Below are 17,903 nucleotides of genomic sequence, written 5' to 3'. Positions count from 1 at the left end.
TTCTATCCGTTTCACATAGAAGCTAATCTATGTGAACGCGCGGTGAACGCAGCCCAGCTATTCGGAGGCGATTGCGATGCCGTCGTGGACCCGACGCCCCTCAGCGGTGAGGAGATACTGCTCGCCTCGACGAGCCACCCAGCCGAGATTCTCCAGCCGCCACAGAACCTGGCCGCTCATGCGGGGAAGGGCGAACCTGTGGCGGGGACTGATGGTGGGATGCTGCCGCGCCCATTCGATCGCAATGTCATCGAGGCTGATCGGTCCGTGGTTAGCAACGATGGCGAGGACGGTGCGGCGGACGCCGGTGAGGTGTCGGCGGATGAACTCCGCGTCGGGGGAACCGTCAGTCACGAGTCTGCCGCGCTTCTCCGCTCGATGAGGAGGGTGTCCCGCCACTGTCCCGCTTGGGCGCCGAGGCGGGACCGAGCGATTCTTTCCCGGCGGCCCACTACCCGGAACCCGGCCGCGACATGCAGTTGGAGGCTGGCGCTGTTCTCCGGGAAGATGCTCGACTGGATCGTCCAATACCCGGCCGACTCTGCGCCCGCGATGAACGCGGCCAACAGCGTTCGTCCCACGCCCTGACCGCGGTGGTCACGATCGACATACACAGAGTGCTCGATCACACCCCGATATGCTTCCCGGCTCGACACTTGCGACGCCGCCACCCAGCCGCGAACCGGGCCGTCGTCATCGGCGGCGACAAGACGGGGAGTATGCAGTTTGCTGGTGGTGAACTCTTCCCAGGTCGGCGGGTGCGTCTCGAAGGTCGCATCGCCCTCGTCGATTCCCTGCCGGTAGATCCTCTCCACGTCGGGCCAATCCGCTGGGACGAGGGAGCGGACCTTTGTCACGAACAGCAACCGCCGGCTGACCCGAGGTCCGTGGAGCAGACGCCCGTGGCAGGGAGAACCAGCTCGACCTGGGTGGCGGCAGCCATGTCGCCGGCCAGCCACGCGGTCACCGAACGGACCTGCTCGTATCCGGTCGTGAGCAGGAACGTGGGAGCGCGACCGTACGACTTCATCCCGACGATGAAGAACCCGCGCTCCGGGTGGGTGAGCTCGCCGAACCCGTGGGGCTCCACCGTGCCGCAAGAGTGCACGTTCGGATCGATGAGCGGCGCGAGCCGCTTGGGGGCCTCGACGATGTCGTCCAGCTCCAGGCGAACCTCGCGCAGCATGTCCAGGTCGGGCCGGAAGCCGGTCGCGTTGACCACGATGTCGGTGGTGTGCGTCACCACCTCTCCGTCTCGATGACCGATCAGTTCCACCGCGGCGCCTGCCTGGGCAGCACGGATGATCTCGAATCCGTCGACGAGATCGATGTCACCGCGGTCCACCGCGCGATCCACGCGCGCGCCCAGGTGAGCGCGCCCGACGAGTTCATCGTCCGGCGACGAGGACACCCGTACAGCCTGCGCATTGCGGATCAGCCAGGACACCGTCGTGCCCTGCTCCTCGCGGGCAAGTGACACCAGCCCGAGAAGTGTGTTCGCAGCAGAGTGCCCGGCGCCGACGACGGTGACGTGCTTGCCTGCGAAGTGGGCGCGGTCCCGGCCGAGCACGTCGGGAAGTGCCGGCATCACGTGGCCGGCGATCTCGCCCAGTCCCAGAAGTTCCAGCCCGCTGGAAGCCAACGAGTTCGGTGACGAATAGGTGCCTGACGCGTCGATTACCGCGCGCGCCGCAACCTCGGCAACGTTGCCTTCGGTATCGCGGGTGCGGATGACGAACGGTGTCGCATCCCGCCCGCGACTGCGCGTGCGATCCATTCCTTCCCGGGACACGGCAGTCACGTGCACCCCCGTCCGAATCCTCGATGCGATCTCCTCTAGCTGAGCCAGTGGGTCGACGTACAAGTCCACCAGTTCGGCTCCCGTTGGCGCCCGCTCAGGTGAGGGAAGTTCCCAGCCTCGTGCTTCCAGAAGGCGACGCGACGCCGGATCCACCAGGTGCTTCCACGGGGAGAACAGGCGAGTATGGCCCCACGCCCGAACGCTCGCGGCGACCGTCTCGCCTGCCTCGAGAACGATGAAGTCGATACCGCGCTCTACGAGATTCGCGGCCGCAGCCAACCCGACTGGTCCTGCACCGATGATCACCACGGGCAGCGTCGCCAGACGATCGCTCACAGCGACACGCGGCGTGAGATCCAACAAGGTCATGACCACTCCTTCATAACATCGACAAGCTTCGATGTTCATTCCTACTCGCCCTATAGATCCCTGTCAATATCGGCTATTGTCGATGCATGGTCACCACGCTCGACGTCACCGACATCACTGCCATCGCCGAGACCGGCGCTGATAGCTGCTGCACCTCGCTCGTTCGTGAACCGATGACTGTGGAGGAGGCCGAGGCCCTGGCTCTGACCATGAAGGCTCTGGCGGACCCCGCCCGCCTGCGGCTGCTTTCCATCGTTGCCGCATCCGAGAACTCGGAAGCCTGCGTGTGCGACCTGATCGAACCCATCGGCCTCAGTCAGCCGACCGTCTCGCACCACTTGAAGGTCCTCACCGCGGCGGGGTTCCTCACCCGTAGCAAGCGCGCAACCTGGGCCTATTTCACTCTCGTACCGGGGGCTCTCGACCGGGTATCGCGCTTCTTCGCCACCGCATAAGACTCAGCCGCTCCACGGAGAGCATCGACGTCTGTCGATATTCTGCTACGCTTCATATCGAAGTTCATCTATGAATGAGGAGTGAAGTGAGCACGACTATCGCGCCCGCCCGTCTGGGAACACTGGACAGATACCTGCCCGTATGGATCCTGCTCGCCATGGGCGCAGGTCTTGCCCTCGCCGTCCTCGCCCCCGGTTTCGGAGAATTCCTTCACGCGGCGTCGATCGGCACCATCAGCATCCCCATCGCCGTCGGACTGCTGGTCATGATGTATCCCGTCCTCGCCAAAGTGCGGTACTCCGACGCAGCGATCGTCGCCCGCGACAAGCGGCTACTGATCTCCTCACTGGTCCTCAACTGGCTCGTCGGCCCCGCGCTGATGTTCACTCTTGCCTGGCTGCTCCTCCCCGACCTCCCCGAATACCGCACCGGGCTCATCATTGTTGGCCTTGCCCGCTGCATCGCGATGGTCCTCATCTGGAACGATCTCGCCTGTGGGGACCGCGAAGCAGCAGCCTTCCTCGTCGCCATCAACTCCGTCTTCCAAGTGATCGCGTTCGCCGCTCTCGGCTGGTTCTACTTGCAGATCCTTCCCACCTGGCTGGGCCTCTCCACAACCAGCGCCGAGTTCTCCATCTGGGCCATCACCCTCAGCGTGCTCGTTTTCCTCGGTATCCCCTTACTCGCTGGGTACCTCTCCCGCCGCATCGGAGAACGCCGCCGCAGCCGCGCCTGGTACGAAACGGTCTTCCTCCCCCGGATCAGCCCACTCGCCCTCGGCGGCCTCCTCTTCACGATCGTCATGCTCTTCGCCCTTCAAGGGCAGCAAGTCATCGACCGTCCCCTCGACGTCGCCCGCATCGCCCTGCCCCTCCTGGCCTACTTCATCGCGATGTTCCTTATTGGGTTCGGGACTGGCAAGACCATCGGCCTGAGCTACGAACGCACCACGACGCTCGCTTTCACGGCCGCCGGCAACAACTTCGAACTCGCTATCGCCGTCGCTATCGGCACCTTCGGCGCCACCAGCGGGCAAGCTCTGGCTGGCATTGTCGGTCCCCTCATCGAAGTCCCGGTGCTCGTCGGACTTGTCTACGTCGCCCTCTCGTTGCGCGGTCGACTTTTCCCCGCCACCAACGAGGATCTTCACATCGATCGCCGACGCGTGCAGGACATCACCACTTGAGCCCTCGGCAGCAGCAGCACTGTTGCCCACCATTGAAGGAACACTCATGATCTGTTATAAACACGCCACTCTGGACATCGCCGTTCCCGCGGTTGCCGTCTGTCCTCACTGCGGCGCCGCTCTCTGCACCGAGCATCTCCACAAGTGCGAGAAGGAGTCATTCTTCAACAACGTCGTCGGCAACCCTCGCCAGCTCGCGCCCAAAAGGGAGATGTGCTGCGCTTCCTGCGCCCAATCCCAATGCGCGAGCTGACACCCCAACGCCACGGATTTTAGGAGAAGACCCCAAATGCCAAGCATTCCGACCGTCTTGTTCATCTGCCAGCACAATGCGGGCCGCTCCCAACTGGCCGCCGCGCTGCTGGAGCACCTGGCCGGCGATCGATTCACGGCCAAGTCCGCCGGCCTTTCCCCCGCCGAGGAAGTGAACCCCGCCGTGGCCGCGACCGTCGCGGAATTGGGGATGGACATCACCGATCGACTGCCGCGCGCGGTTACCCCGGGCGACCTGGAAGCCGCCGACGTCGTGGTACTGATGAAGCCCGGGCTGGCACTGCCGTCCGCACCCCGTGGGGAGGTTCTTGAATGGTCTTTCCCCAACCCGGAGGCATGGGACGCCGACGCGGTGCGGCCATTGCGCGACGCCGTATCCCACAAGATCAAGACCACGTTCCTCGCACGCTGACGAACGCTGAAGGCTTCCGCCCAGCATTGAATTCACAGCCGCGTCGCCGAGTAGGGAATCCAAGACGGTGGGCGTACTCGCCCTGTGCATGAGACTCCCGGTCGAAGCTGCAAACGTCAGCCTCGGCTTGTGCGCCGGAACCGGTGTGTCAGCACCGCGGCGGTGATCGCGAAGGCCGCAGCGGCGAGACCGGCCGGCACCAGGAGGTACGGCACGACGACGAGCATGGAGCGGCCCAGGAAGCTCTCCACAGGTATGAGGCTGGCCAGGGTGCAGATGAAGCTCACGAGGGCCTGGACGGTCCACTGGCGGCCACTGTAGCGGAGAACGCGCACTCCGGCGCCGTCGTGCCACCACAGCCGTAAGGCCTTGGGGATCTTCACGGCGCTCTCCTGTCGCTCGGTGGCTCTATTGTCGCGTACAACGCCCCGGCCGAGAGAGAGTGCGGTCGGGGCATTGCTGCGCATGGGGCTATTCCTCGCTCGGCGGCGGTTCGGTGCCGAAGGTGCCGCTCCGCAGGTCGCCAAAGTAGGTCGGTCCATGCGAATCCTCGGTGACCCGGCCGACGACGGGCGTCACGATGACCAGGTGATCGAGGACAAGTTGATCCCACACCATGCAGTCGCGGTAGACGTGGCCGCGGTATGCGCCGTCCACGCCGTCGACGATGCGGGGCAGCTCGGTGGCGTGGATCGGGAGCAGAAGCGAGTTCTCGGGCGTCAGGGTGATGCTGTGCTCGGCTTTCGGGGCAGCGGACTGAGCAGCGTCGAGCATGGCGTCGACGAGTCGCTGCACATAAGTTCGTGCGCTGCTCATGCGTCGAACCAGCGCACCACGCCGTTCGCGGAATGCGCGGCTCGGAGGGCTTCGGAGGCGGCGCCGAGCGCGGCGGCGGCCCGTTGGAGCTCGGCAGAGGCGGTGACGGTTCCTGTCGCCCCATCCCCTCGGTTGTCCTCGCCGGCGTAGTGCTCGCCGTCGACGACGCGTGAGTGCCAGGCCCCGAGCTGCTGACAGACCTGTTCGAGGTCGTCGACGGTGGCGACCAGCTCACCAAGAAGCGTGTAGGAATCGAACGGCGCCGGGACGTCTCGGGTCGAGTGCACGAGGATTCTAGCCTGGGATGAGAGGTCGCGGGCGACCTCAACCTGACGGTGTTCTTCGTTCACGGCCATGTTTCTTACCTTCTCTGACGTCACGGACACGGCCGGGGCGGTGGGGCCCCGGCCGTGTCGTAGGTGGCTACTGCTGGTCGTCGCGGGTGTTCCGGCTGATGGTGACGGTCGCGCGAGCGAGGTCCGCGCCGATGCTGTCGGCGTCGATGACGCGGCCATACTGCTTGTTGGCGTCCTCGCCCCAGCTCGACGTGTGCTCGCGGCCGGTGACGATTACGGCGTCGCCCTTGTGCAGGGAGGCGGCCGCGTTCTCGCCCAGCTCGAACCGGGCCTCGATGAAGTGCGTCGTGGGGGTGTCGTGGGCCTGCCACTTGTCCTGTCGGTACTCCCCCGTGTTCTCGATGACGCGGAGCTTGGTGATCTGGATGCTCCCGGCCTGCACGACCTCGGGGTCGGCGGCCAGGTTTCCGGCGATGGTGCGGACGGACATGGTTCTCTCCTATCGGTTGTTGGCGATCCGGTCGATGTGGTCGGGGCGGAAGCCGCTCCAGTGGTCCTCGTCGGTGATGACGACGACGGGTGCCTCGGTGTAGCCCAGGTCCTCCACGACATACGTGCGTGCCGCCTCGTCGTCCCTGATGTTCACCTCGACGAACGCGATCCCCTTGCTCGTCATCACGTTCTTGGTCAGCGTGCAGCGTGCGCATGCCGGGCCGGTGGTGTACACCGTGATCTGCTCAGCCATTGCTCTGCCCTTCTCCTTACCAACCGTTTCTCTTTGCCTTCCGGCAATCGAGGGATTAGCGGCGGGCGCAGCGGAGGGAGCAACGGACCGTGGAATACCGGACTGAGCGCAGCGAGGGAGGATATGCCGCGAAAGCCGTTGGCCCGCAGTGGAGCCGTCGTATCCTCGACAGCCGGACAGGTCAAAGAGTGCGTGAGAGTGTCTGCGCCGCGCAGCGGCTCCTTCTGCGGGCCGGCCTCCGTGTCGGCTCGCTGTGGTGTGCTGTCGTCGCATGATTGCGTCGGTTGAGCCGGTTAGCTCTCGTGGTCGTGCGGGGCGAGGTGCAGCCGGTAGGCCGCGGCGACGAGCGCGCTGCGCGAGGGCGCGCCGGCATCGGCGGTGAGCTCGTCGAGTGCGCGACGTTGGTCGCCGTCGAGGCGTAGCTGGATCTGGATGCCGCCGCTGCCTCGTGCGCGGCGGGCGCGGCGTTGCAGCGGGCCTGCGCTGTGCTCGGTGGGTGCGCTGGCGAACTCGGCGCGCAGCTGCTCGGTGGGGATGTGGTCGAGGGCGTCGACGAGGAGTTCGTCGTAGGTCTTGTCCGGCTCCCCCGCTGTCGTGGTGCGGGTCTTGGCGGCGCGGACAAGGGCGAGGATGTCGGGCTCGAGGTAGACGGCGACGTTCTGCACGCCCGCGTGCTGTGCCGCGGCGCGGCGAACAGCCGTCGGGCGTTCGGTGGCGGGGTTGGGCGTCGGCTTCTGCCGCGGGGCGGCCGGCTCGACTGCTACTGCCGTGTCGGCCGTCGCGGGGTCGGCGGGGCGGGTGTTCTTGGGTAGGAGGCCGCCGAGGCTGGCTGCGCGGCCGCTGCCGGAGCCTTTGAAGGCGTCTGCAAGGTTGGGGCGCTCGATCTGCGGTTCGCTCATGATGCGACGCTCACTTCCTGCTCGATGTCCGCGACGCGGGTCAGCAGCTCGCGGGCGATGTTCTCGTAGTCGGTGGCGAGTCCGGATGCGTCGCGGGCGTACAGCCCGCCCGTGGGGGTCGTGCCGCTGCGGAGGGCGCTGATGCGGGCTGCACGGTCGGTGATCGCGGCCTCTTCCAGCTCGTGGACGAGGAGGCCGCGCCGCCGGGCGTCAGCGGCGGCGCTGTCGAGGGGTTACCTGCTTAGCCGATGTGCTCGCGGTGGGTGCGCATGGCGGTCCACGCCCCACCAGTACTGCCGGACCGTCACCGGTGTGGGTGTCCGTATCGGTGGGGATCCGCGTCGAAAGCCTTGGCGCATCCGATTGAGCAGAAGTAGAACGTCGTGCCGTCGTGCTCTCGGGTTGCGGCGGCTGTCGCAGGGTCGATCAGCATCCCGCAGACCGGGTCCGTGACCAGTTCTGCGTTGTCGGTCGCGTCGCCGTTGTGGTGGTGTGTCATGGGATTCTCCTCGGGTTGGGGTCAGGCAGGGGGGACTGTCAGGATGCTGCAGCGGGAGCGGCAGGTGAGGGGAGGCGCAGCCTCTTGAGCAGGAGCGCGTTCACGGCGACGATGACGCTGGAGCCGGACATCGAGATGGCGGCGATCTCCGGGCTGAGCATGATCCCCAGCGAGGAGACGAAGACGCCGGCGGCGATCGGGAGGGCGACGGCGTTGTAGCCGATGGCCCAGCCGAGGTTCTGTCGCATCTTTCGGACGGTGCCTTTCCCGATCCGCAGCGCGATCGCGACGTCGAGAGGGTCGGAGCGCATCAGCACGACATCGGCGGTCTCGATGGCCACATCGGTTCCCGCGCCGATGGCGACGCCCAGGTCTGCTTGAGCGAGGGCGGGGGCGTCGTTCACGCCGTCGCCGACCATGGCAACCTTCTTGCCCGCCCGTTGCAGCTCGGCGATCCGTGCGGACTTGTCCTCGGGGAGGACTTCGGCGATCACGGTGTCGATGCTCAACAGGGAGGCGATCCGCTTTGCCGTGGGCTCGTTGTCGCCGGTGAGCATAACGACCTCGATGCCAGCCTCGTGGAGGGCCGTGACCGCTGCCGCGGCGGTCTCTCGCGGCGCGTCCGCCAGCGCGATCACCCCAGCTGCCTCGCCGTCCACCGCGAATGCGATGGCGGTGCGTCCGGTGGAGGCCAGTCCGTGGAGGGCTGCCTCGATGGGGCTGATGTCGATGCCCTCATCGGCCATCAGACGGGTGTTGCCCATCACCACGCGGTGGCCGTCGACGGTGGCGACAGCGCCGAGCCCGGTCACATTCCGGAATGCGCTGGCGGTGCGTCGGGGGATGTTGCGGGCGTCGGCGTAGGCGACGACCGCCCTGGCGAGCGGATGCTCAGATTCGCGTTCCGCTGCGGCCGCGAGGGAGAGCAGTTCGATGTCGTTCATGCCGATCGGCAGGTAGTCCGTGACTTCGGGTTCGCCCTTGGTCAGAGTGCCGGTCTTGTCGAGGACGACCGTATCGATATGGGCAGCGGATTCCAGGGCGCTGGCGTTCTTGAACAGCACGCCGCGTTTGGCGCCGAGTCCGGTGCCGACCATGATCGCAGTCGGTGTGGCCAGGCCGAGCGCGTCGGGGCAGGTGATCACCACGACGGTGATGGCGAACAGGATCGCTGTAGGCACTGGGGCGCCGATCAGCAGCCAGGCGAGGAAGGTGACCGTGCCGCCGATCAGGGCGACCAGGACCAGCCAGAACGCCGCCCGGTCGGCGAGGCGTTGCCCGGGGGCTTTGGAGTTCTGCGCCTCCTGGACGAGCGCGACGATCTGCGCGAGGGCGGTGTCGGCGCCGACCTTGGTGGCCCGTACCCGGAGGGTCCCGGTGGTGTTGACGGTGGCGCCGATCACCTCGGATCCGGGCGTTTTGAGGACCGGGAGGCTCTCGCCGGTCACCATGGATTCGTCGATCTCCGAGTCGCCTTCTTCGACGGTGCCGTCGGTGGGGATCTTCGCGCCGGGTCGGACCAGCATGAGATCGCCGGGGACGACGTCGGCGGTGGGCACCTCGACCTCTTCGCCGTCGCGGAGCACGACTGCGCGGGGAGGGGCGAGCTCGAGCAGGGTGCGGATCGCGTCGTTCGCCCCGCCGCGGGCGCGCATCTCCACCCAATGGCCGAGCAGCACGAACGCGGCAAGCACGGTGGCGGCTTCGTAGAACACTTCACCGCCGCCGGTGAGGGTGACCGCCACGCTGTACAGCCAGCCGGTGCCGACACCGACGGCGACCAGCACCATCATGTCCAGGGTGCGGGCTCGGAGCGCACGGAAGGCCCCATCGAAGAAGATCCAGGCGGAGTAGAAGATCACCGGCAGCGAGAGGATCAGCGAGAACACGTCATCGCGCAGCCCGAACGGTGCGGGCACGGTGAACCCCAGCACTTCCCGGCCGATCGGGGACCACAAGATGATCGGGACGGACAGCACGGCGGCCACGATGAACCGGTTGCGCATATCGCGGATCATCGAGGCCATGGACATTCCCGCGTGGCTTCCGCCGTGCCCCATCACATCCTGCATGCTGCGGTCTGCCATCTCGTGGCCTCCGTGATCCAGGGCTTGGCGTGGGACCTGATCCGCGGAGGTCTCGCCGCCCACAGGTGCGGGGCTGGTCATGGCGGCGTGATCGTGAGCCGGGGTCGTCGGGCCCAGGGGCCGTGCATCCCCGGGCGGCGGCACGTGTGGTTCGGTCGGGGGCGGGCGGTGGTCGGTGTGCGCCGGCCGGGTGGGGTCGTCGGCGGGATCGCAGATGTGCTCGGGGACGGACTGCCCGGCGCAGTGGTAGCCGCACTCGATGATCCACTGCCGCAGCTGATCCTGTGAGGTCAGCTCCGGGTTGTAGGTCACGTTCGCGGTCTGGGAGACCGGGTTCGCCTCGACATCAGTGACACCCGCCTGCCGCAGCAGGGTGGCCTCGACCGTGGCCTTTGAGGACGCCCAGGACAACCCCTCGACTTCCAACACCACGGTTCGCGTCGTGTTGCTCATGATCTTCTCTTCTCGGTGATCGGCGGACGTCGGGTTCATTGTGAAGCGTCCGTCCTGATGACAGTCCGCCAGGTTTTTCCGGCGTCGGTGGTTATGCGCACTCCGCCCTCGTCAGCGATGGCGACAGCTCCGTCGAAGCTGGCCGCGATTGCCGAGGCGGCGCCGGTGGCGTGCCCGGCGGTCTTCCAGACGGCCCCCTCGGTCGTGCTTCCGGTCCAGATCATGCCGTCCGCATCGACCCCGATGATGCCCTCCTCCGCTGTCGGGTCGGCCGTGATCACCAGAAGCGCCGGGGCGTTGGCGACCGCGGTGAAGGTGATGCCGCCGTCGCGGCTGACCATCAGACCCTCCGGAGTGGTGGCAGTGACCACATCGGCTTTCATCGGGTCGATGCTGATGTCCCGTGCCGTCAGCGGGCCAAGGTCCTCCCAGGTCTGCCCGGCATCACCGCTCGCGGCGAGGACCGCCCGGTCGGACGGAAGCCCGAGGAGGAAGTCGGGGGCGGCGGGGGTGGCGGCGAGAAGGTGGAAGTCGGTGACGCCTGCCAGCGACACCTGTTCCCAGCCGGCGTCGCTGTAGCGGACCAGGCCCACGTTGGGGGCAGTGAAGGTGTGGTCCTGGTTGGCCGGGTCAGGGTGGCCGGACGCGAGGATGGTGTCCGCGTGGACGGTCAGTCCCATCGCATCGAAGGTGGTCTTCCCGACCAGGGAGGTGTCGTCGGTCGTCGGGTCGACCCGGTAGACACCGGTGTGTGCGCCGACCAGCACCGCCCCGTCCGGGTCGAAAGCGACGTCGTGGACGTGCGGTATGAGATCGAGCGAGGTCTCATTCTCGGGTACAGCCGCGCATGCGGCGGCGGTCAGGACAACCGTGGTGGCGAGGCCAAAAGCGGCGAGAGTGCGTGTATGTGTCTTCATGGTGGCGGTCTCCCTGGGTCGGGGGTCGGCCGTCGGGTGCGGCCGGCCCCTGACGGTCAGAGTGTCGCGAGAATCTCCTCCATCGTGGTGATCTCGGTGGTCTGTGAGGCGATGATGGCCTCTGCGAGGGCGATCACGTCGGCGTTCTGGCCGTTCTCGACTTCGGTCTGCGCCATGTCGATCGCGCCTTCGTGGTGGACGATCATCTGCTCCAGGAAGAGGCGGGAGGCCTCCGCACCGGTGGCGTCCTGGAGGGCTTGCATGTCGGTGTCCGACATCATCCCTCCGTGGTCCATTCCGTCCATGTCCCCCATCGGGGTGCCCCAGTCATCGAGCCAGGACTCCATCAGCTCGATCTCCGGGCCTTGGGCGGCCTTGATCTGCTCGGCCAGGGTGATGACGCGCTCGTCGATGCCGTCCTTGGCGAGGATCATGTCGGCCATTTCAACGGCTTGTTCGTGATGGGGAATCATCATCATCGTGAACTGCATGTCGGCGTTGTTCACGTCGGCGGCCGGGGATGCGGATGCCGACGAGCCCATTCCGGGCATGTTGGGCATCCCGCCGCTGCCGGTGGCGCCGGCGCAGCCAGCGAGGGCGAGCAGGGCGGTCAGGGTGATCGCGGCGGTCGCCGCGGCACGGTTCTTCATGTGGTTCTCCTCAGTCGTCTGTGTGGCGCGCACGATCGGTGTGATCGCGCGCGAAAGCTCGGCTGCCCTTAACGGGTCAGCGAGCTGCCATCACGTTCGACTGATGCAAAGAACGAGAAGAGAGGGTGGTCGAGACAGCGCTGCCCGGCCGGCGACCATGAGGGGTCCGGCCCGGCCGAACACGACACCCCAGCTGACGCCAGCGCGGGGCAGGAGGAAAAGCAGCGATACGACCAGGAGGGCAAGGACGCACGCCATCGCGAGCATGGCTTCATGCCCCCCGCAGTCCGGGCAACCGTCGTCAGCCGGTGGCGCATCGTGGCCGTGGGCGGCGCCGGCTTCCTGCACGGACACGGCGGCGGCAGGCTCGGCGTGGGCTGTCGGGGCGGCCAGCGCGTGCATGGCGAGCAGCCCGATGATGAGCGCGGCGGTGAGGGCGATGAGCAACAGCACAGAATGACCCAGCCCGGAAGGGCCGCGACGCAGATGCTGCGCGAGAGTGATCATCGAGAACTCACCTCCTCCTCTTCAGGGTAATCGTCCCTGGCGGCCGGCGTGGAACCGCCAGCCGCCAGGTCTCAAACGTGCTGCGGTTCTCGCGCCACGGGTGCGGTCGGCACCGTCGGCGCCGACGCTGGGCGGAACCGCCGCAGGCGGAGGCTGTTGGTCACCACAAACACCGACGACAGGGCCATCGCTGCGGCGGCAACCAGGGGGTTGAGCAGGCCGAGCATCGCGATCGGGATCGCGGCGATGTTGTACGCGAACGCCCAGAACAGGTTGCCCTTGATGGTGCCCAGCGTCCGGCGCGACAGCCGGATCGCATCCGCGACAACCAGGAGATCGCCGGAGGCGATGGTTACGTCGCTGGCGGCGATGGCGGCGTCCGTCCCGCCCCCCATCGCGATGCCGAGGTCGGCCGCGGCGAGGGCGGCGGCATCGTTCACACCGTCACCGACCATCGCCACCACACGCCCCGCGGATTGCAGCTGCCGGATGGCGTCGAGCTTTCCTGCGGGGGTGACCCCAGCCCGAATCTCATCGATGCCGACCAGCCCCGCGATGTGCTCGGCGGCGCCGGCGTTGTCGCCCGTGAGCAGCACGGGACGCAGGCCCAGGGCGCGGAATCGGGCGATCGCGTCCGCGCTGGTGGGCTTGAGGGTGTCGGAGACCGCGACGATGCCGAGGAAGTCCCCGTCGCGGGCGACCGCGATCACCGTGCCCCCAGCAGCCTCCAGCACCTCAGCCTCACCGCGAAAACGGATCGGCAGATGAACGGACCACTGGTCCTCCACCCACTCCGGGCGTCCAGCCACGACGAGCGAGCCTTCCAGAACGGCCTGGACGCCGAACCCGGCGTGCGACGCGAACGACTCCGCCACCGGTGCCGCGCCACCATGAGCGCTCGCGATGGCCCGCGCGACGGGGTGTTCGGATCCCCACTCCGCGCCGGCGGCGATCCGCAGCAACTCGTCATCGGTAACGCCGGGCGCCGCCGAGACGGTGGTGACGGTCATCGCGCCCTGGGTGATGGTTCCGGTCTTGTCCAGCACGATCGTGTCGACCTGACGGGTCTGCTCAAGCACCTGCGGCCCACGAATGAGGATGCCCAGCTGTGACCCGCGTCCGGTGCCGACCAGCAGCGCGGTCGGAGTGGCCAAGCCCAGCGCGCACGGGCAGGCGATGATCAGCGTCGCCACCGCAGCAGTGAACGCGACCTCGACGGACCCACCGACCAGCATCCACCCGACGAAAGCGACGATCGCCAGGAGGATCACGATCGGAACGAACACGGCCGAGACCCGGTCGGCGAGACGCTGCACGCGCGCCTTGCCGGTCTGAGCGTCATCCATCAGCCGCTGCATCCGCGCCAGCTCCGTGTCCGCCCCGACCCTCGTGATCTCGACGATCAGGCGTCCGCCAACGTTCACGGTGGCGCCCACGACGCGGGATCCGACGGTGACCTCGACCGGCACGGATTCCCCGGTCAGCATGCTGGCGTCGATCGCCGAGGCGCCGTCGACGACGAGCCCGTCCGAGGGGATCTTCTCGCCGGGGCGCACCAGCACCCGGTCCCCGACGGCAAGCTGTGCGACCGGAACACGCTGCTCCACCCCGCCGACGAGGCGCGTGGCGTCCTTGGCGCCGAGTTCGAGCAGGGCGCGCAACGCCTCGGAAGAAGACTTCTTCGCCCGGGCTTCGGCGTACCGGCCGGCGAGGATGAACACCGTGACGAGGGCGGCGACTTCCAGGTAGATCTCCCCGCTTCCCGCTTCCGGGCTGCCGAAGAGGGTGAAGGTCATGTGCATGCCCGGCATCCCCGCCATCCCGAAGAACAGCGCATACAGCGACCACCCGAATGCGGCGATCACCCCGAGGCTGATCAGCGTGTCCATGGTCGCGGCGCCGTGGCGGGCATTCACGAACGCGGCACGGTGGAACGGCCAGGCGCCCCACACCGCGACCGGCGCGGTCAGGGTCAGCGCGAGCCACTGCCAGTTCGTGAACTGCAGCAACGGGATCATCGACATCAGCGCGACCGGCACGGCCAGGGCCGTGCTGATCAGCAGCCGGCGGCGCAGGGTAACCAACTCGACGTCGTCGGCAGGTGTTGCGGCCGATGTGGACTCATCGATGATCGGCGCGGGAAGCGCCGCGGAGTAGCCGGCGGATTCGACCGCCGCGATCAGCTGCGCCGTCTCCACGCCGTCGGCGTGCACGCGCGCCTTCTCGGTCGCGTAATTGACCGTCGCCTCCACCCCCGGGATCTTGTTGAGCTTGCGCTCGATCCGGGTCGCGCAGGATGCGCAGGTCATCCCCGAGATATCGAGGTCCACATCGACGGTGCTCATGCGGGTGTGCCGGCGAGGGCGTACCCCGCCTCCTCTACCGCGGCCCGCACGCGTGCGGCATCGATCGGCTCGGCGCTGTGGATCGTGACCCGTGAGGTTCCGCCGGCCTTCAGGTCGACCGAGACGTTATCGACACCGTCGATCGCGGAGATCTCCTCGGTGACGCTCATCACGCAGTGCGAGCAGGTCATCCCCTCAACCAGCACCTCAGCGGTGATCGTGGATGCGGCGGGCTGCGTGTCGGGGACGGATGCCGTGGCGCAGCAGCTGCATCCGGCGGCGGAGTCGGTCAGGCCCAGGTCGGTGCGCTCGTTCGTGGTCATGATGTGTGTCCTTTCGGTTCAGGGGTAGACGTCAGGAGCGGACAAGGCGAGCGATCGCCTCGTTCGCTTCTCGGATCTTCTCTTCGGCTACCGGGCCGCCTTCAACTGCAGCCTCAGCGACGCAGTGGGACAGATGATCCGCCAGCAGCGACAACGCGACCGTCTCCAGCGCGCTCGTCGCCGCCGACACCTGGGTGAGGATGTCGATGCAGTACTTGTCGTTGTCGACCATTCGCGCGATGCCGCGCACCTGCCCTTCGGCCCGGCTCAGCCGCTTGAGCAGATCATCTTTGTTTCCCGCGTAACCGTTCATGACTACATACTATACCCCCCTAGGGTATAGTAGGCGTTCTGTCACGCTCAGCGCGCGGGGGGCGAGGAAATTCTCACGCTCGCCTGCCAGCGGGAAGGCGCCGCGCGTCCGGGGGCGGACAGTCCAGAACTACTCGGTGGGGGTTTCGTTCGCGCAGCTTCGGTCTGCTTCTCCCGAGAAGGTTGGCACGGCTCGCGAGGCTGCCTCTTCCGGGGTGGTTGCCGGCCCGTTGGTTTGAATGTCGTCGATAAGCCAGTCCATCAGGAGGATCTCCCGTTTCTGCGCCTCGATAATCTCGACGGCCAGCTCGCAGACACGCACGTCTTGTATCTGTGCGCGCTCGGATCGGGTGATGGCGAGGGAGTGGTGCGGGATCATTGCGTTCATGAACGAGGTGTCGCCGACGGTAATCTGGCTGCGATCGAGAACCACGCCTCCGGCGATCAGGAGGATTCCGACGCCGACGATGGCGATGTTCGCCTTGGTGTTCTTGTACATGTTCAGCATCCAGGCGATCATCACGAGCACCATGGCGCCGCCCATGGTGATGGCCATGAACACCCGGCTTTGACTGAAGCGGATGTGGCTCCACTCCCATGAACCCACGAACATGACCCAGTACATGACGACCATGGCAGTGAGGATCATCGCCGCGAATCGCAGGTACATTGCAGCTGACGTGCGGGGCTTGTCGTCTTCCGAGTGTTGGTGATCTGAGGTGTGCTGATCGTTATCGGTTTTCGACATCAGAGGCGTCCCTTCTGTGCTCGATGTGACTCTCTACAGGCTGCGCAGCAGTTCCTCACAGGCCTGCTCGCAGCGTCGGCATGATTCCGCGCACACACGGCAGTGCTCGTGCATGTCTGCATGGCGCTCGCACTCGTCCGCGCACGCTTTACACGCCGATCGGCACGCCTCCACGGCCGCGCGGGTGATGTTCGCGTCGTACCCGGTGTGCCGTGACAGCACGCGCGCCGTGACCGCGCACAGGTCGGCGCAATCCAGATTGGTGCGAATGCACTTCGTCAGCTCCGCGACCATCTCCTCGCTCAAGCAAGCGTCCGCACACGCAGTGCAGGCCTGCGCGCACTCCACACACGCGTCGATACAACGCGCCAGCACCCTCTCATCCACATTCCCGAGACTCTTCGGGTAGGTGCGCAGCATGTCCTCGGTGACCGTCATGGCCGTCTCCTTTCGAAGGGGTTTGAACGCCGGTAACGTAAGCCGCTTGCCACGCGCCCAGTAAGGGCCTTGCAGACTCAACCGGGGTACGGTAACCCGCAATAGTCGATGGCCCCGGGGCCGTGTCGCCGTCGCACGGTCGCGGCTGAGGTGTGCGCGATGCGTGGGCTCGTTGGTCCCCGGCGAAGACGTGCGGTCGGTACAGCAAGCACTGTATAGTCATTGAGTGCTGACTATTGCGAATCGCCTGGATGTCATGAATCGACTGGGACGGGCTATGGCCGACCCGACACGATCGCGGATACTGATGACCCTGCTCGGCGGCCCGAGCTATCCGGCTGTACTCGCTCGCGAACTCGAGCTGTCCCGGTCAAATGTCTCCAACCACCTCACCTGCCTTCGCGACTGCGGCATCGTGATCGCCGAGCCCGAGGGGCGTCAGACACGCTATGAGATTGCTGATGGCCATCTGGCCGTCGCGCTCACCGCTCTCGTGGATGTCACCTTGGCGGTCGATGAGAACGCGCCGTGCGTCGACGCATCCTGCACGGTTCCCGGCTGCTGCGAGGTCGCACCGTGACGACGCTCACGCCTGAGCGACGGGAGCGGCTGCATCGTCGCGTGCGGTTCATCGTCGCCTTCACGATCACCTACAACGTGCTGGAAGCGGTCATCGCGATCTGGGCGGGTGTGCTCGCTTCTTCTGCAGCCCTCATTGGGTTCGGTTTGGACTCTGTCGTCGAAGTGCTCTCGGCGGTCGCGGTGGCGTGGCAGTTCACCCGGAAGGACCCTGAGCGGTGGGAGAAGGCCACGGTTCGCGCGATCGGGCTGGCGTTCTTCGCCCTCGCCGCCTACGTCACCGTCGACGCGATATTAAGTCTTGTCTCGAGAGACGCACCCGAGCACAGTCCGCGCGGCCTCGCGATCACCGCGTTGAGCTTGCTGGTGATGCCGGCGCTGGCCTGGTATGAACCGCGCACGGGCCGGGAACTGGGATCAAAGAGCGTCCTCGCCGACGCGAAGCAGCTACTGCTCTGTGTCTACCTCTCCGGCGCCGTATTCATCGGTCTGATTCTGAACAGCCTTCTCGGATGGTGGTGGGCCGACTCTGTCGCCGCGCTCGTCGTCGCAGCCCTCGCCGTCCGTGAAGGCATCGAAGCGTGGCGCGGAGACATCGAGTCTCCCTTCGAGGTCCTCAGTGAGATGAAATCGGAATAGCGTGTGCCCCGTCAAGCACGAGGCCCGGCCGGTAGCCCGTCCCGTCAGATGCTTGTCCGCACCGAGTCCGCAAAAAGTCCGCGGAAGCCCGGGCGCACAACTCCGCGGCTCCACTCTCCACAACCGAAGATCCGCGTAATTCCGCGATTCTCG

Annotated in this window: 24 protein-coding genes; 5 read left to right on the top strand and 19 right to left on the bottom strand. The window is 66.6% G+C overall.

What is annotated here, in order from left to right; translation table 11 throughout:
* Positions 1-57: 57 nt before the first annotated feature.
* The 3 genes from J0I43_RS03305 to J0I43_RS03295 are packed head-to-tail and all read right to left on the bottom strand — an operon-like array spanning position 58 to position 2,170.
* Entirely contained in the window at positions 58-354 is a 297-nt protein-coding gene (locus J0I43_RS03305; RefSeq protein ID WP_292858932.1) for a hypothetical protein, read from the bottom strand.
* Entirely contained in the window at positions 351-815 is a 465-nt protein-coding gene (locus J0I43_RS03300) for a GNAT family N-acetyltransferase (RefSeq protein ID WP_292858928.1), read from the bottom strand. Before J0I43_RS03300 ends, J0I43_RS03305 begins: the two co-directional genes overlap by 4 nt.
* Positions 816-853: 38 nt before the next feature.
* The gene (locus J0I43_RS03295) at positions 854-2,170 is read right to left on the bottom strand and encodes an FAD-dependent oxidoreductase (protein ID WP_292858925.1); all 1,317 of its coding nucleotides are present in this window, start codon (positions 2,168-2,170) and stop codon (positions 854-856) included.
* Positions 2,171-2,256: 86 nt separating this feature from the next.
* On the opposite strand from J0I43_RS03295, the gene J0I43_RS03290 reads away from it, so the two are divergent.
* From J0I43_RS03290 to J0I43_RS03280, 3 genes are all read left to right on the top strand, one after another.
* Positions 2,257-2,625 (top strand): metalloregulator ArsR/SmtB family transcription factor, encoded by a 369-nt coding sequence (locus J0I43_RS03290; protein WP_292858922.1) that lies wholly within the window; start codon positions 2,257-2,259, stop codon positions 2,623-2,625.
* Positions 2,626-2,699: 74 nt separating this feature from the next.
* A complete protein-coding gene (gene arsB, locus J0I43_RS03285; protein ID WP_292858919.1) occupies positions 2,700-3,812 on the top strand; it encodes an ACR3 family arsenite efflux transporter in 1,113 nt (370 codons plus the stop codon).
* 289 nt (positions 3,813-4,101) lie between these two features.
* Positions 4,102-4,497, top strand: coding sequence for a low molecular weight phosphatase family protein (locus J0I43_RS03280; RefSeq protein ID WP_292858916.1), 396 nt, complete (start codon positions 4,102-4,104; stop codon positions 4,495-4,497).
* A gap of 116 nt (positions 4,498-4,613) precedes the next feature.
* On the opposite strand, the gene J0I43_RS03275 is transcribed toward J0I43_RS03280, so the two are convergent.
* The 16 genes from J0I43_RS03275 to J0I43_RS03200 all read right to left on the bottom strand — a co-directional run bounded on the left by J0I43_RS03275 (position 4,614) and on the right by J0I43_RS03200 (position 16,532).
* Complete coding sequence (locus J0I43_RS03275; protein WP_292858913.1) at positions 4,614-4,880, bottom strand: hypothetical protein; 267 nt, start codon at positions 4,878-4,880, stop codon at positions 4,614-4,616.
* Positions 4,881-4,968: 88 nt separating this feature from the next.
* Positions 4,969-5,313 (bottom strand): hypothetical protein, encoded by a 345-nt coding sequence (locus J0I43_RS03270; protein ID WP_292858910.1) that lies wholly within the window; start codon positions 5,311-5,313, stop codon positions 4,969-4,971.
* Positions 5,310-5,600 (bottom strand): hypothetical protein, encoded by a 291-nt coding sequence (locus J0I43_RS03265; RefSeq protein WP_292858907.1) that lies wholly within the window; start codon positions 5,598-5,600, stop codon positions 5,310-5,312. Before J0I43_RS03265 ends, J0I43_RS03270 begins: the two co-directional genes overlap by 4 nt.
* 136 nt (positions 5,601-5,736) lie before the next feature.
* The gene (locus tag J0I43_RS03260; protein ID WP_292858904.1) at positions 5,737-6,099 is read right to left on the bottom strand and encodes a single-stranded DNA-binding protein; all 363 of its coding nucleotides are present in this window, start codon (positions 6,097-6,099) and stop codon (positions 5,737-5,739) included.
* A gap of 9 nt (positions 6,100-6,108) precedes the next feature.
* A complete protein-coding gene (locus J0I43_RS03255; protein WP_292858901.1) occupies positions 6,109-6,354 on the bottom strand; it encodes a glutaredoxin domain-containing protein in 246 nt (81 codons plus the stop codon).
* A gap of 293 nt (positions 6,355-6,647) precedes the next feature.
* Positions 6,648-7,253 carry a hypothetical protein gene (locus J0I43_RS03250; protein WP_292858899.1) on the bottom strand — a complete coding sequence of 202 codons (606 nt, stop codon included), beginning with the start codon at positions 7,251-7,253 and terminating at the stop codon, positions 6,648-6,650.
* 304 nt (positions 7,254-7,557) lie between these two features.
* Positions 7,558-7,752 carry a YHS domain-containing protein gene (locus J0I43_RS03245; RefSeq protein WP_292858896.1) on the bottom strand — a complete coding sequence of 65 codons (195 nt, stop codon included), beginning with the start codon at positions 7,750-7,752 and terminating at the stop codon, positions 7,558-7,560.
* 38 nt (positions 7,753-7,790) lie between these two features.
* Positions 7,791-10,292: a heavy metal translocating P-type ATPase gene (locus J0I43_RS03240; protein WP_292858893.1), complete on the bottom strand. Its 2,502-nt coding sequence runs from the start codon at positions 10,290-10,292 to the stop codon at positions 7,791-7,793.
* A gap of 35 nt (positions 10,293-10,327) precedes the next feature.
* Positions 10,328-11,209: a hypothetical protein gene (locus J0I43_RS03235; RefSeq protein ID WP_051526139.1), complete on the bottom strand. Its 882-nt coding sequence runs from the start codon at positions 11,207-11,209 to the stop codon at positions 10,328-10,330.
* A 56-nt stretch (positions 11,210-11,265) separates the two neighbouring features.
* Positions 11,266-11,859, bottom strand: coding sequence for a DUF305 domain-containing protein (locus J0I43_RS03230; protein WP_028495391.1), 594 nt, complete (start codon positions 11,857-11,859; stop codon positions 11,266-11,268).
* Between the two features lie 90 nt (positions 11,860-11,949).
* Positions 11,950-12,366 carry a DUF6153 family protein gene (locus J0I43_RS03225; RefSeq protein WP_231478563.1) on the bottom strand — a complete coding sequence of 139 codons (417 nt, stop codon included), beginning with the start codon at positions 12,364-12,366 and terminating at the stop codon, positions 11,950-11,952.
* A 71-nt stretch (positions 12,367-12,437) separates the two neighbouring features.
* Positions 12,438-14,711, bottom strand: a complete 2,274-nt coding sequence (locus J0I43_RS03220) for a cation-translocating P-type ATPase (protein ID WP_292858878.1) — start codon at positions 14,709-14,711, stop codon at positions 12,438-12,440.
* Positions 14,708-15,034 (bottom strand): heavy-metal-associated domain-containing protein, encoded by a 327-nt coding sequence (locus J0I43_RS03215; protein WP_292858875.1) that lies wholly within the window; start codon positions 15,032-15,034, stop codon positions 14,708-14,710. Before J0I43_RS03215 ends, J0I43_RS03220 begins: the two co-directional genes overlap by 4 nt.
* Before the next feature lie 31 nt (positions 15,035-15,065).
* A complete protein-coding gene (locus tag J0I43_RS03210; protein ID WP_292858872.1) occupies positions 15,066-15,347 on the bottom strand; it encodes a metal-sensitive transcriptional regulator in 282 nt (93 codons plus the stop codon).
* A gap of 129 nt (positions 15,348-15,476) precedes the next feature.
* Positions 15,477-16,094, bottom strand: coding sequence for a DUF305 domain-containing protein (locus J0I43_RS03205; protein WP_292858869.1), 618 nt, complete (start codon positions 16,092-16,094; stop codon positions 15,477-15,479).
* Between the two features lie 33 nt (positions 16,095-16,127).
* Complete coding sequence (locus tag J0I43_RS03200; RefSeq protein ID WP_292858865.1) at positions 16,128-16,532, bottom strand: four-helix bundle copper-binding protein; 405 nt, start codon at positions 16,530-16,532, stop codon at positions 16,128-16,130.
* A 226-nt stretch (positions 16,533-16,758) separates the two neighbouring features.
* On the opposite strand from J0I43_RS03200, the gene J0I43_RS03195 reads away from it, so the two are divergent.
* Positions 16,759-17,112, top strand: a complete 354-nt coding sequence (locus J0I43_RS03195; RefSeq protein ID WP_292858862.1) for a helix-turn-helix transcriptional regulator — start codon at positions 16,759-16,761, stop codon at positions 17,110-17,112.
* Positions 17,109-17,750 carry a cation transporter gene (locus J0I43_RS03190; protein ID WP_292858859.1) on the top strand — a complete coding sequence of 214 codons (642 nt, stop codon included), beginning with the start codon at positions 17,109-17,111 and terminating at the stop codon, positions 17,748-17,750. The genes J0I43_RS03195 and J0I43_RS03190 overlap by 4 nt, the downstream gene beginning before the upstream one ends.
* The last annotated feature ends 153 nt before the right edge of the window (positions 17,751-17,903 follow it).

This window comes from Microbacterium sp. (assembly GCF_017305435.1).
Taxonomy (GTDB): Bacteria; Actinomycetota; Actinomycetes; order Actinomycetales; family Microbacteriaceae; genus Microbacterium.
This window is presented reverse-complemented; position numbering and strand designations above follow the sequence as displayed.